This is a genomic window from Nocardiopsis valliformis DSM 45023 (genome assembly GCF_000340985.1).
Lineage (GTDB): Bacteria > Actinomycetota > Actinomycetes > Streptosporangiales > Streptosporangiaceae > Nocardiopsis > Nocardiopsis exhalans.
Window position 1 is genome coordinate 406,722 of record NZ_ANAZ01000002.1, and the last position, 13,435, is coordinate 420,156.

At 69.2% G+C, this 13,435-nt stretch carries 13 protein-coding genes; 8 read left to right on the plus strand and 5 right to left on the minus strand.

Annotation, left to right across the window (positions count from 1 at the left end):
• The first annotated feature begins 215 nt into the window (after positions 1-215).
• A complete protein-coding gene (locus D457_RS0102455) occupies positions 216-512 on the plus strand; it encodes a DUF4287 domain-containing protein (protein WP_017579051.1) in 297 nt (98 codons plus the stop codon).
• Between the two features lie 51 nt (positions 513-563).
• On the opposite strand, the gene D457_RS0102460 is transcribed toward D457_RS0102455, so the two are convergent.
• The 5 genes from D457_RS0102460 to D457_RS0102480 all read right to left on the minus strand — a co-directional run bounded on the left by D457_RS0102460 (position 564) and on the right by D457_RS0102480 (position 6,856).
• Positions 564-2,375, minus strand: coding sequence for an alkyl/aryl-sulfatase (locus D457_RS0102460; RefSeq protein ID WP_017579052.1), 1,812 nt, complete (start codon positions 2,373-2,375; stop codon positions 564-566).
• A 222-nt stretch (positions 2,376-2,597) separates the two neighbouring features.
• Positions 2,598-4,142 carry a fluoroquinolone export ABC transporter permease subunit gene (locus D457_RS0102465; RefSeq protein WP_017579053.1) on the minus strand — a complete coding sequence of 515 codons (1,545 nt, stop codon included), beginning with the start codon at positions 4,140-4,142 and terminating at the stop codon, positions 2,598-2,600.
• Positions 4,139-5,017, minus strand: a complete 879-nt coding sequence (locus D457_RS0102470) for an ABC transporter ATP-binding protein (RefSeq protein WP_017579054.1) — start codon at positions 5,015-5,017, stop codon at positions 4,139-4,141. Before D457_RS0102470 ends, D457_RS0102465 begins: the two co-directional genes overlap by 4 nt.
• Positions 5,010-5,597: a TetR family transcriptional regulator gene (locus D457_RS0102475; RefSeq protein WP_017579055.1), complete on the minus strand. Its 588-nt coding sequence runs from the start codon at positions 5,595-5,597 to the stop codon at positions 5,010-5,012. The genes D457_RS0102470 and D457_RS0102475 overlap by 8 nt, the downstream gene beginning before the upstream one ends.
• 380 nt (positions 5,598-5,977) lie before the next feature.
• On the minus strand, positions 5,978-6,856 hold the full coding sequence (locus D457_RS0102480) for an alpha/beta fold hydrolase (RefSeq protein ID WP_017579056.1): 879 nt from the start codon (positions 6,854-6,856) through the stop codon (positions 5,978-5,980).
• A 331-nt stretch (positions 6,857-7,187) separates the two neighbouring features.
• Here D457_RS0102480 and D457_RS36350 point away from each other — a divergent pair, with 331 nt between their 5' ends.
• The 7 genes from D457_RS36350 (at position 7,188) to mnhG (ending at position 13,143) form a co-directional block, all read left to right on the plus strand.
• Entirely contained in the window at positions 7,188-7,358 is a 171-nt protein-coding gene (locus tag D457_RS36350) for a hypothetical protein (protein WP_169542722.1), read from the plus strand.
• Positions 7,359-7,457: 99 nt separating this feature from the next.
• Complete coding sequence (locus tag D457_RS0102485; RefSeq protein WP_017579057.1) at positions 7,458-10,343, plus strand: DUF4040 family protein; 2,886 nt, start codon at positions 7,458-7,460, stop codon at positions 10,341-10,343.
• Entirely contained in the window at positions 10,340-10,648 is a 309-nt protein-coding gene (locus D457_RS0102490; protein WP_017579058.1) for a sodium:proton antiporter, read from the plus strand. Before D457_RS0102485 ends, D457_RS0102490 begins: the two co-directional genes overlap by 4 nt.
• A complete protein-coding gene (locus D457_RS0102495; RefSeq protein ID WP_017579059.1) occupies positions 10,645-12,162 on the plus strand; it encodes a monovalent cation/H+ antiporter subunit D family protein in 1,518 nt (505 codons plus the stop codon). Before D457_RS0102490 ends, D457_RS0102495 begins: the two co-directional genes overlap by 4 nt.
• Positions 12,159-12,536: a Na+/H+ antiporter subunit E gene (locus D457_RS0102500; protein ID WP_017579060.1), complete on the plus strand. Its 378-nt coding sequence runs from the start codon at positions 12,159-12,161 to the stop codon at positions 12,534-12,536. The genes D457_RS0102495 and D457_RS0102500 overlap by 4 nt, the downstream gene beginning before the upstream one ends.
• Positions 12,536-12,793: a monovalent cation/H+ antiporter complex subunit F gene (locus tag D457_RS0102505; RefSeq protein ID WP_017579061.1), complete on the plus strand. Its 258-nt coding sequence runs from the start codon at positions 12,536-12,538 to the stop codon at positions 12,791-12,793. The genes D457_RS0102500 and D457_RS0102505 overlap by 1 nt, the downstream gene beginning before the upstream one ends.
• Positions 12,790-13,143 carry a monovalent cation/H(+) antiporter subunit G gene (gene mnhG / locus D457_RS0102510; protein ID WP_017579062.1) on the plus strand — a complete coding sequence of 118 codons (354 nt, stop codon included), beginning with the start codon at positions 12,790-12,792 and terminating at the stop codon, positions 13,141-13,143. Before D457_RS0102505 ends, mnhG begins: the two co-directional genes overlap by 4 nt.
• Positions 13,144-13,435: the final 292 nt, after the last annotated feature.

The window sequence follows — 13,435 nt, forward strand, 5'->3', positions numbered from 1 at the left end:
GCCACCGCTCTCTGCCCGCGTCCAGAGAGCGACACCCGGGCGCTTTCACCGACCAAGGGGACAAATTCGGCTGCGCCATTACACCGGGAGGCGCTCCGCAGGTACCTCGGGGACTGAGCCGGTGCACCGGGAACCGAGCCGGGCCCGCTTCCCCGGAAATGTCTCAGGCGGGTGCGAGCATCGGGTTCCGGATTCCTTTCCCAAAGGAGAGCCCCATGTCGTTCCAGGCCTACCTGGACACCATCGAGGACAAGACCGGACTGGTGCCGCGCGCGCTGGTCGACCTCGCCAAGGAGAAGGGCTACGACGACCCCTCGGTCAAGGCGGGCACCATCGTCAAGTGGCTGGCCGACGACTACGGGCTGGGCCGCGGCCACGCGATGGCGCTGGTCCACGTCATCAAGAAGGGGCCGAAGATCGACGCCAAGCACGTGGGCACCTCCGGCAGCCACCGGGACGCCTCCGACGAGCTCTGGCTCGACGGCAAGGCCACCAACCCGAACAGAGCCTGAACCCGACGCCGGGGCCGGGGCCCGCGCATTCGGCCTCGACCCCGGGCCCGGTCAGGGCGTGACGATCGCGAAGTTGGGGTCGGGCTGGTCCAGCACGCCCATGAGTTTCTGGACGGTACCCAGGTCACCGCTGTGGTCGAGTCCGGCGGTGTCCCCGTTCGCGAGGAGGCCGAGGAACTGCGGTTTGGTCAGGTTCAGGGTCAGGTCGGCGTCCGGACCGCCTCCGCTCCCCTGGACGGGCCAGTGGACGAAGGCTCCGTTGGACAGCTGGGAGCGGTAGCTCTCCCCGAGGTCGGTGATGTTCCATTCGATGGTCAGCGCCGTCCCGGCGGCCTCGGGGCCGTTCACCCGGATGGAGATCGTGTCCAACAGCTGCGTGACGGTGAGCATGGCGGCCAGACTCGACGAGCCGAGCTCCGTCTTGACCACCCCGTCGCGCAGTTCGCTCGCGCCGGTGAGGTAGCAGTTGCGCCAGGTGGCGTTCTCCGCTCCCTCGCCGAGCCGCTGGTAGACCGAGGCGAGCTGCTCCCTGGCGTCGGGGTTCGACGGTTCCGCGAACACGGCGTGCCTGAGCAGCTGGGCGGCGAACCGCAGGTCGCCTTCGTCGGCATAGGCGCGGGCCTTGGCCAGCACGGCGCCGATCCCGCCGATCGTGTCCACGTACCTCTTCGCGCTCTCCGTCGGCGGGTGTTCCCAGAGCGAGGACGGGTTGCCGTCGTACCAGCCCAGGTAGCGCTGGAAGATCGCCTTCACGTTGTGGGACAGCGAACCGTAGTAGCCCCGGGTGTTCCAGGCCCCCTCCAGCCCCTCCGGTAGCCGCAGTTCCTCCGCGATCTCCGGGCCGGTGAGCCCCTGGTTGAGCAGGCGCAGGGTCTGATCGTGCATGTACGCGTACAGGTCGCGCTGTTCGGACAGGTAGCCCACGATCTTCTCGCGGCCCCAGGTCGGCCAGTGGTGGGAGGCGAACAGCACGTCCGCGCGATCGGCGAAGCACTGGATCGCCTCGTTGAGGTAGCGCGACCAGATCCGGGCGTCGCGCACCACCGCGCCGCGCAGGGTGAGGATGTTGTGCATGTTGTGGGTGGCGTTCTCCGCCATGCACAGGGCCCGGTGGTCGGGCAGCAGGAAGTTCATCTCCGAGGGCGCCTCGGTGCCGGGCGTCATCTGGAAGATGAACCGGACCCCGTCCACGACCTCCTCCTGGCCGGTACGGCTGATGTCCACCGTCGGCGGCACCAGGCCGGGTGTGCCCGTCGACACGGTCGGCCCCAGCCCCATGCCGACCACCCCGGTGGGACCGATTCCCAGGTTCGCGCCCGAGTAGTACATGCCCCGCCGCAGCATGGCGGGCCCGGCGTAGACGTTCTCCACAACGGAGTGCTCCAGGAAGCCCTCCGGCGCGAGGATCGGCACGTCGTCCCGCTCCGGGTCGATCACCCCGGGGGCACCGCCGAAGTGGTCGAGGTGCGAGTGCGTGTAGAGCAGCCCCGTCACGGGCCGCTCACCGCGGTGTTCCCGGTACAGGGCCAGCCCCGCCGCGGCCGTCTCGGCCGAGATGAGCGGGTCGACGACGATCACCCCGTGCTCGCCCTCGATCAGGGTCATGTTGGACAGGTCCAGCGCCCGGACCTGGTAGATCCCTTCGGCGACCTCGTACAGCCCCTGTTTGGCGCACAGCTGAGACTGGCGCCACAGGCTCGGATCGACGGAGTCGGGACGCTCTCCCTCCAGGAAGGAGAAGGCGTCGATGTCCCACACCACGTTGCCCCGGGCGTCGCGGACCACACCCGGGGTCAGTTTGGCGACGAAGCCGCGGTCGGCGTTCTCGAAGTCGGTCCTGTCCTCGTACCTGAGCTCGGTCACGGTCGTCCCTCCAACGGAGCGCACGGGTGCGGTCGGGCTGCCTGGCCCACCCTCCATGGTCTGCGGAGACCGCCCACCGGGGCTCCGCTGCCACACCAAGCCCGCACCAACTTCCGGCACTGATCCCGTACCGGCGATCAGCCGGGACCGGAGCCGCTCACAGCTCGGTGACCGGCGCAGCGCCAGTGAGTACGGGCACTTTCCGGGCCTCGCACCGGAACGTCATCCGAGCAGCCGTGACCGTATCCGCCGGACCAGGGCCAGGGCGGCGGCCGCAGCGGTCACGAGCCCGCCGAGCAGGACGGTCCACGGAGGAACCCCGTCGCCCGGATACCCGGGCAGGGCCAGCAGCGACCATGTGGGCGGCAGGACCAGTAGCGGAGACCACCAGAGTCCGGGCAGCACCCAGAGCAGTACCGGGACCAGGACGGACACGGCCGCCACCCCCTTGACCACGACCAGCGCCTCGACCTTGTTGCCCGCGAACGCGGCGGTGGCCAGCACCACCAGGGGTGCAAACAGCGCGGCGAGCAGCACGGCCGCGACCAGACCCGGCGACACCTGCGGGCCCAGCCCCGAAACGGGAACAGCGATCGCCAGTCCGACCAGGGCGAGAAGGAGGGCCGTCCCCGTCCGGAACCCGAAATAGGCGGGCAGGGACAGCGGAGAGACGCGCAGCACCAGCAGGACGCGGTCGTCGACGTCCTCCGTCACGCGCAGCGCCACCACGGTGCCGACCATCACCGGCACGTGCAGCAGGACCAGTGCGCCGAACACGGCGGAGGCGTGCGGCACGGGATCGAAACCGTGGGCGGACCGCAGGTACTCCGCGAGAGCCGGATAGGCCCACCGCAGGACCAATGCCAGGGGCAGGGGCGCCAGGGCCACCGCCAGCAGCAGCGGGTCGCGCCGCCCGCCGACGAGTTCGTACCGAGCCAGGGCCAGGACCGGGTGGCCCCGCCTCCCGGGCCCGGCGGAAGGCCCCGAACGCGCCCGGGCGGCGGTCCCCCTGCGGGTGGCACGAACCGAAGGGGGCCCTCCGCCCCGGTCCGCCCTCCCCTCTCCGGTGACGGTGCTCTGCCGAGCCGCCCACCAGCACAGGGCGGCCGCGCACACGACCGCGTACAACAGCGCCACCGCCCAGCCGGGCCCCTCCGGTATCCCCTCCCGCCCGGTCAGGCCCCGGCTGATCAGTTCAGCGCCCGCGGTGGTGGGGACGGCCCACAGCAGCGGGCTCTGGACGACACCGGCCAGGTGCAGTACCGGAACCGCGACGAGCGGGGCGATGACCGGGGCCGTGGCGAGCAGGGCGCCCTGGAGGGTTCGGGTGAGCGCACCCAGCCCCAGGCAGGCGGCCACCAGCAGGACCGAGGTCAGCGCGACCCCGGCCGTGGTGTAACCGAGCGCGCCCCACAAACGCCCCTGCGGCGCGGTCACCGCGATCATGGGCAGGGCCATGGCGACGACCGGCAGGGTCAGCGCACCCACGCGCACGAGCGCGGCTTCTCCTGGGCTGACGGGGGTGACCGCGCGAGCGGCGTCGGTTCCCTCGACCCGTTCGAACATGAGCAGGGCGACCGAGAACAGCGCCCCGAACCCGGCGGTGTCCAGGAACAGGAGGTAGGGGACCAGTGCCTGTGCGCCCGACGCGGGTAGCGCCAGCAGCAGTCCGGTCCAGAGCACGGCGAGGACGGCGGCGATCGCCACGACCCCGTACCGCCACAGCACCTTCACCTCCAGAGCGAACGTGCCCGCGAGCCGGTTCACAGCCGGACCCTGGTGACCTCGGCGAAGACGTCGTCGAGGGTGGCCTCGCGGGTGTGCAGGGTCGTGACCGCCCCCGAGGCCACGAGGTCGGACAGCTCACCGCCCGCGCCCAGGTCCGCGAGGTCGAAGGTGCGTCGGCGGGTGCGGCCACCGGTCACGTACTCGGCCACCACGCCGGGGCGTCCGTAGCGGCGGCGGAAGCCGTCAGGGGTGTCGACGGCGGCGATCCGGCCGTCGACGACGAAGGCCAGCCGGTCGCACAGGTCCTCGGCGGTACGCATGTCGTGGGTGGTGAGGAAGACGGTGGCGCCCCGGTCCGCCTCGGCCCGGACGACCTCGCGCAGCCGCGCCGCGCGCACGGGGTCCTGACCCGAGGTGGGCTCGTCCAGGAAGAGCAGGCGTGGACGGTTGAGCAGGGCCCGGGCCAGGCTCAGGCGCATCCTCATCCCCTTGGAGAAGGTGCTCAGCCGCTGGTCCGCAGCATCCGTGAGGTCGACGCGCTCCAACAGCCCGGCGGGGTCCGCCGCGGGGCCGCGGTAGAGGGAGGCGAACGCCTCCAGGTTCTCCCTCGCGGTGAGGCGGGTGAACTCGGCGGGCAGCTCGAACCCGACACCGATCTGCTCGTAGTAGTCCCTGCCCCATTCCGGGAGCGGTCGGCCGAGCACGCTCACGCTGCCTTCGTAACCGCGCAGCAGCCGAGTCAGGACGCGTTGGACCGTGGACTTGCCGGCCCCGGAGGGGCCGAGGAAGCCGAAGATCTCCCCGGCCCTCACGGTGAAGTCCATCTGACGCACCGCGTCCCCGTCGGCCCCGCGGTAGCGCACGCTCAGATCCGCCACGGAGATGACTTCGTCTGCGCCGACCGCCTCAGCCATTGCGGGCTCCGGAGTTTTCGAGGGCGTCGAAGGCCTGGTCCATCAGTGCGGGCAGGTCCGTCTCACCGTCCTGTTCGACCCAGACGGTGATGGCGGTGGTGAGCGCGGCGGTACAGGCGGACGCGACGACACGGGCGGCCATCGGCGGCGCTGCGGCCGCCTCCGGATCGCTGAGTCCCCTCTCGAAGGCGCTGCGTGATCCGTCCATGCTCTCTCCCATGCGGGAACGCAGGGCCGGGGTGGTCAGCAGCAGCCGGGACCTCAGCAGCAGGGCCTCCCGCTCACGTGCGTAGACGGCGGGCACAGCGCTCATCACCGCGTCCCGCACGCGACGCAGCGCGGGTTTGTCCGGTGGTTGGGCCCGAATCAGCTCTTCGAGCAGGGGATCGTAGTCGTCCTGCAGGACGACGTCCTCCTTGGTGGGGAAGTATCGGAAGAACGTCATGTGCGAGACGCCCGCCTCGGCCGCGATCCTGGCGACGGTCGTGTCCTCGTACCCGTGCTCGGCGAACAGCCGGAACGCCGCCTCCCGCAGTGCGTTCCGGGTGCGCTCCCGTTTCTGCTCACGCCAGTGCGCCATGATCCTCGAGACAATTGGTGTTAGTTGATAACACGTTAGTCTCTAACACTATGCGCGCGGGCCCCTCATGTACACCGTCTGGAGCCGGTCCGCCTCCGAGCACGGTCGAAACCGGGCAGCAACGGACGGGCCCGGTCGCAGGGCGGGGAAGAAGTCGGCGCCGGTCCGGGACCGGAGCGATGGCCGGGAGCGCAGGCATGCGGCAGGCACGGGGCGCGACCGCGGGGCCGGGAGCAGCACCCGCCGCCTTCCCTGCCTACGCCGCCTTCGTGTTCGCCTTCCCCCTCACCCCGCGGGCGCCGCGCCGAGGGGACCCACCCCTCTGAACCGGGCGGCGAGAGCGGGGTGAGGGGCTCCGGGTGCCTCCCTGGACCGGAGCCTCAGGAGTCGGCCCCGCAGACCAGCTCGCGGATCTTGTCCGGGAACTCGTAGGGGGCCAGGTGGCCCGCCCCCTCCAGGACGTGGGTACCGGTGTTCAGGAAGCGGCGGGCGGGGCCGTGCAGGCGGGCCGGGGAGAAGAACACGTCGTCCGAACCGGTGGCCACGGTGACGTTCTTCTCCTGCCAGGCGAGCAGCGACTCGGTGGCCAGCGGCCCCGGTGCCAGACTGGTACGGCAGTACCTGCCGACCATCGTCATCCAGTGCGCGAACGGGTGGACGGGGTACCGGGAGGAGGGCCCGCTCATGAAGTTCAACAGCCGGGTGCTCTTGTCCTCCCGGGGGCCGACCATCCAGGGGAGCGTGACCCGCATCAGTTCGGGGGAGGTAGCCGCCGGGGTCAGCCCCGCGGGGTTGACCAGCACCAGAGCCTTGACCAGGGAACACGGCCTACTCGCCAGTGCCACCGCCGCTCCCAGGGAGTGTCCCAGAACGATCGCGGGACGGTCCACGAGCTCGGGCAGTACCTCGTCGAACCAGGCGCCGTAGGCCCGGGCCCGATGACCGCGGGGGCGTTTGCCGCAGCTGAGCCCCGGCTGCCCGGGCAGGTCCACCAGGAGTACGTCCCTCTCCGCTGTCATGTCGGAGGAAGGGGAGGCGCTGAGAGCGCTGTTGAAGTTCGTACCGCTCAGCACGACCACCGGAGCTCCGGAACCGCCCTCGAAGCGGAAGGCGCGGGTCGGGCCGATAGCCGTGGAGATTTCAGGGAGGGCTTCGAGGTCGGTGAACTCGGCCAACCGTTCCTCGCACCAGCCCCGAACCAGCCTCTCGGCGGGCTCGGATCGGTAGACGCGCGCACCCTGGATGGCGGCCTCGGTCATCGAACACCTGGTTTCGGGTAGGAGTCAACCTTCGCCGACCAGTCTTCCCGGCACACCCGCAGAGGACCCTACGCCGCGCGAAACAGTCAATGCTACCGCCGAACGCATCCGAGACCAACCTGTCGGCGAACGGTTATTTTGCCTGTTCAGGGGATATGTTGAAGTCCGACTCCGCACTCCACAACACGTGAGTGAAATCCCACGAAAAGCGCCTGGAACTGGACATACTCTCTCACATCAACGAACATGGGCGCGGCGTCAAGCGCCACCACAGGTGTGCCGGGAAGACTGGTCGGCGTCCCTGTCTCCCCATGTCCCGGAGTTATGACGCATGACGCCCCACCACGCCTCACCCGTGCGTGCCCGACGCCGGGCCCGCTTCGCCGAACGGCCGCAAGCACCGGCGGAACACAGTCTTCCCCTCGGCACCAACGGCTACACGTCATCCTGGGGCCACAACGCGCACGGCGAGCTCAGCGCCTGCCCGCCAGGACACGGCTGACGGCCTCCCCGTAAACCACCTTCCGCTCCGTCACACCGTGTTCGCCGCCCGGGACACCCCGGTCAGGCACACGGTGTTCAGCCGTGAAAGGACAGTGGCGTGGTGCTACTGCTTCTCCTCATCGTGCTCGCCGTGACCGTCGCGAGTACACCGTTACTGGACAGGTTCCTGGGCCGTAACGCCGGTTGGCCCATCGCCGCGGTCTTCGGTGCCCTGACCGTCCTGGTCGCCCTCCAGGCACCCCAGGTCCTGGGCGCCGGTACCCCGCTGGAGTACAGCCAACCCTGGATGCCCAGGCTCGGGGTCGACCTGCACCTGCGCATGGACGGCCTCGGCTGGTTGTTCACCATGCTGGTCACCGGCATCGGTGCCCTGATCATGGCCTACTCCACCCGGTACTTCCCGTCCGGCCGCAGGCTCGGTTTCTACTTCCTGATGTCGCTCTTCGCGTTCGCGATGGCGGGTCTGGTGCTGGCCGACGACGTCGTGCTGCTCTTCGTGTTCTGGGAGATCACCACGATCGCCTCGTTCTACCTGATCGGCCTTTCCGGTCCGTCGGCGAGCCGTCCGGCGATCCGTACCTTCCTGCTCACGGCCATGGGCGGGCTCGCACTGCTGGGCGCCGTCGTGCTGCTGGTGGTGCGCACCGGAACGACACAGCTGAGCGCGATCCTGGCGGACACGTCGTGGACGCAGGACACCGTGTTCGTCTCCGTGGTGGCCCTGCTGGTGATCGTGGCGGTGTTCAGCAAGTCCGCGCAGTTCCCCTTCCACTACTGGCTTCCGGACGCCATGGCCGCGAGTACTCCGGTCAGCGCCTACCTGCACGCCGCAGCCATGGTCAAGGCCGGGATCTACCTGGCGATGCGTTTCACCCCGGCGTTCGGCGACCTGTTCCTGTGGAACGTCCTGCTCATCTCAGCGGGTCTGATCACCGCGGTGATGGGCGCGTTCTTCGCTCTCCAGCAGAACGACCTCAAGCGGCTGGCGGCCTTCTCCACGGTCAGCCAGCTCGGTCTTCTGGTGGCGGTGATCGGTGTGGGCACCCCCGAGGCCCTGGTGGCCGCGTCGGTGCACACCGTGGCGCACGCGCTGTTCAAGTCGGCCCTGTTCATGGTGGTCGGCCTGGTCGACATCCAGACAGGCACCCGGGACATCCGCAAGCTGGGCGGCCTTCGGCACCGGATGCCGGTCACCGCGGGCATCGCGACGCTGTCCGCTCTTTCCATGGCGGGCATCCCTCCCCTGCTGGGCTTCATCAGCAAGGAGAACCTGTTCGAGTCGTTCCTGCACGCGCCCGGCCCAGCCTGGTTCGGTCCGCTCGCCGGGGCCGTCGCGGTCAGCGCCTCGATCTTCACCTTCGCCTACTCCTTCCGCTTCGTGTACCGCACCTTCTTCGGCACCTCCCGCAGCGAGGAGGGCACGAAGGAGGCGACGGCCGACGAGGCACGGAGCAGCTTCTGGGGCCCGGCGATCGTCGCCTCCCTGGGCGGCGTACTGCTCGGGCTGACCGTCCCGATCCTGGACCCGCTGGTGAACGAGGTGGCCGCCAACACCACGCACGTGACCTCGGACGCCTACCTCGTGCTGTGGCACGGGTTCAACGCCGCGCTCTTCATGTCCATGGCCGCGATCGGGCTCGGCGCGCTCGTGGCCTGGCGCTCCCAGGTTGGAGACTCCCTGGCCGGCCGCGACTTCGTACCGGTCTCCGGTGTGGGGGTCTTCGAAGCCCTGTACAACGGAATCATCCGGTGGGGCAAGCGGACCGGTGACCTCACCCGGACGGACTCGCCCGCCTTCCACCTCGGCGCTCCCACCGTCCTCATGATCGCCCTGGCAGCGGTCGCGGTCATCTTCGGTGTGGACCTGCCGCCGGTCGCGGGGCAGACCTCGCTGGGGCTGGACTGGTTGCTCGTCGGCCTGATGGCGGTCGCCGTTCTGGCGGCGGTTATCACCAGCTCCCGTATGGCGGGGCTGGCGCTGGTCGGCGTGGCCGGGTTCACCGTCGCGCTGTGGCTGCTCTTCCTCGGTGCCTTCGATGTCGCGCTGACCCAGTTCCTGGTGGAGATCCTCACCGTGGTCGTCGCGGTCCTGGTGCTGCGCCGACTGCCCAAGAAGTTCCACCCCGTCAAGACCGGGCGCAAGGCGCTGACCGCGGTGATCGCGATCGCCGCCGGGCTGAGCGCCGGTGTCGCGGCCTTCGCCCTGTCCGGCCGCCGAGAGCTCTCGCCAGCGGCGGAGTACTTCCTGGAGAACGCTCCCGAGGACACCGGCGGCACCAACGTCGTCAACACCATCCTGGTCGACTACCGGGCGCTGGACACGTTCGGTGAACTCGTCGTGCTGGGTGTGGCGGGGCTGATCATCATCGCGGTCCTGCACTCCAGCGGGCTGCTGCCCGTGCACGCCTCCCGCCGGGTCACGGTGCCCGCGAGCAACGCGGCCTTCCCCGCCGAGGACAACACCCTGCTCATGCGCACGGTCGGCCGCTACCTGATGCCGATTCTGGTGCTGTGGTCGCTGTACCTGCTGTTCCGCGGGCACGACGAACCCGGCGGCGGTTTCATCGCCGGTCTCGTCGGCGGTTCGGCGTTCGCTCTGCTCTACCTGGCCGCTCCCAGCGACAACCGGGCGAAGATCAGGCTGGCCTACCCGGCGATCATCGCTGCCGGTGTGCTCATCGCCGCCTTCTCCGGGTTCCTGGGCTACGTGGACGGTTCCTTCCTCAGGCCGCTGCACGCGGAGATCCCGCTGGCCTGGGGCGGCTACTTCCACTTCACCACGGCCTTCGTCTTCGACATCGGCGTCTACCTGGGCGTGGTCGGGGTCCTGCTCACCGCGCTCAACGAACTGGGGCTCGATCGGGGCTCGCCGCGCAACGGCGAAGCCGTGGACGGCGGCGCCGATCCCGAGGACGGGCGCGAATCCGCGTCGGACCCCGTCCCCGCCGCCCTGGACGACTCCACCACAGGAGGTAAGCGATGACTCTCGCCATCACGATCGGAATCCTGGTCGCGGGAGGCGTCTACCTGATGCTGCAGCGCGGCATGGTCAGGATCGTCCTCGGGCTGCTCCTGGTAGGGCACGGGGCGAACCTGCTGCTGATGTCGTCGGGGGGCATCTTCCGACGGGAGCTGCCGTTGCTCCAGTTCGGCTGGGGACCCCAGACCGCTGACCCCCTTCCCCAGGCCTTCGTCCTGACCGCGATCGTCATCGCCTTCTCGATCGCGATCTACATGCTCACCCTCGCCGCCTCCGGCAGCGACGACGACACCGAGGAGGCCTCATGAACACCGCGTTGCTCCCTCTCTTCGTCGCGGTCCCACTGGTCGCGGCGGGGCTGTTGCTCTTCGTCAAGGGGCCGCTGTGGCTCCGGCGCACCCTGTTGCTGGGACCGAGCGCGGCCGCGATGCTCGCCGGTGCCTGGCTGATCTGGCTCACCCGTGACGGGACCGTGTTCGCCCACAACGTGGGCCTGTGGCAGGACGGGATCGCGATCCCCTTCGTCGCGGACGTCTTCAGCGCCCTGATGCTGTGGACCACCGCGCTACTGGCCCTGGTCTGCTCGATGTTCGCGATCGCCACCGGCGATGACCGGCAGACCTACTTCTCACCGCTGGTGCTCGTCCTCACGTCCGGTGTCTCCGGTGCCCTGCTCACCGGTGACATCTTCAACATGTTCGTGTTCATCGAGGTCATGCTTCTGCCCTCGTACGGGCTGCTGGCGATGATGGGGGTCCTGGGACGGCTGAAGGCCGGTCGTATCTACGTGACCGTCAACCTTCTGACCTCCACGATCTTCCTCGCCGGTGTGGCGCTGGTCTACGCGGCAGCGGGAACCGTCCACCTGGGCGAGCTCGCCGGGGCGGCCAAGGAGTCCCCGATGGTGGCGGTGGGCATGGGGGTCATCATCCTCGCCCTGGCCATCAAGGCCGCCGTGGTGCCCATCCACGGCTGGCTGGCCCGCACCTACCCCTTCACCTCGCCCGCCATCACCGCGCTGTTCTCGGGCCTGCACACCAAGGTGGCGATCTACGCCATCTACCGCCTGTACGCGCTGGTCTTCGACGGGGACGCGAAGTTCCTGTGGATCGGCCTGGTGGCCTTCACCCTCACCATGGCCATCGGTGTCATGGGAGCGGTCGGCGAGGGCACAACCCGTTCCATCCTGGTCTTCCACATGATCAGCCAGATCGGGTACATCCTGCTGGGCGTGGCTCTGTTCACCGAGCTGGGCCTCATGGCGGGCATCTTCTACCTGATCCACCACATGATCGTGAAGGCCTCGCTGTTCCTGTCCACCGGAGCGATCGAGCACACCTACGGCACCGGGGAGCTGGACCGGCTCGGCGGCATCGCCAAGCGAGAACCCCTGCTCGGGCTGATCTTCATGGGCGCGGCACTGTCCCTGGCCGGCCTGCCGCCCTTCTCCGGGTTCGTCGCCAAGCTGAGCCTGGTGATCGCCGCGGTGGACGACGCGCAGTGGACGGTCGCGGCCGTGATGATCGCGGTCAGCCTCATCACCCTGATGTCCATGCTCAAGATCTGGGGCGGTGTCTTCTGGGGCAAGGAGCCCGAACCCGAGAGCTCCGACCAGGCTCCCGTGACCGCTGCCGGAAACGGGGCCGTGGACACCCTGACCCGGCCCAAGATCAAGATGTCCTTGATCGTCCCGGGCCTGATCCTGACCGCGACCACCCTGTGCATCGGTCTGGGCGCGCACGTGCTCCTCGAGCTGAGCGCGCAGGCCGCCGCGAACCTGTTGGACACCTCCACCTACGTCGAGGCGGTGCTGGGACGATGACCTACCTGACATGGGCACTGCGCGTGCTCCGGTTCCCCTTCTACGCGGCCGGGGAGATCGTGAAGACCTCCTGCCAAGTGATGTGGGACATCCTCACCCCGGGCAGCTCCGCCACCCCGGCCTTCGTCGAGGTTCCGATCCGGGCGCGCAGTGACTTCGAGGTGACCATGCTGGCCAACCTCATCTCGCTGACCCCCGGAACGGTGACGGTCGCCGTACGGAACGAGCCCTCCACCCTCTGGGTGCACGGCCTGTACGTGGAGGACCGGGAATCCTTCCAGCGGGGCATCCACGCGATGGAGGACCGCCTGCTGGAGGTCACCCGGCCGACCGGGTCGAAGGAAGACGCTCTCGACGAGGTGGGACAGCGCTGATGGAGTTCATCGACATCGGTATCGGCGTGATCGTGGTGGCCATGGCCATCGCCGCGTACCGCATCCTGACCGGCCCGTCAGCCGCCGACCGAGGGGCCGCCTCCGACGTGGTCTTCTTCGGCTTCGTCGGCCTGGTCGCCATGCTGGGCTTTCGCATCGACACCGAACTGGTCGTGGACATCGTCCTGGTGTGTGCCCTGATCGGCTTCCTCGCGGCCCTGTCCCTGGCCCGACTGATCACCGGAGGCAAGCGATGAGTGTGCTGTACGTGCTCGGGATCATCAGCATGATCCTCGGGGCCGTGGTGTTCCTGATCGGCTCGGTCGGTCTGCTGCGGCTGCGTGACTTCTACGCCCGACTGAGCGGGGTCACCATCGCCGGAGCCCTGGGGACGGGTCTGCTGCTCTTCGGGCTCTTCCTGCACTACCCGTCCGTGGCCAACGCGATCAAGCTCGGCCTGGCCCTGCTCATCCAGCTGGCCACGGCCGCGGTCGGCGGCAACGCCCTCGTCCGCGCCGGGTACCTGACCGGGGTCAAGCCGGTCGCGGACACGAAGTTCGACGACTTGGCCGCGACGACCTCGGAAAAGGATTCCAAGGCCGGTTAGCCGGGCGCCGGACCTCCGGCAAGTAAACACGGACCCCGACACCGAAAGGTGTCGGGGTCCGTTCGCGTCTACGCTTTCTCCGCCACCGAATGATGGTGAAAAGTCCCACGCGCTGTTGATGTTTATACCGCACATGCCTTTTCAAGATTCGGCCTCCGTTGTTAGGGTCCCTGCCCACAGGCCCTAGTGGCGAGGCCGTCCGGGACGCGGGCGCGCACTGGAGCAGGCCTGCCTTCTGGGCAGCCTGAGGGTGGCGCCCCGGGCCGCGCACATCGGCATACCGCCACCGCAA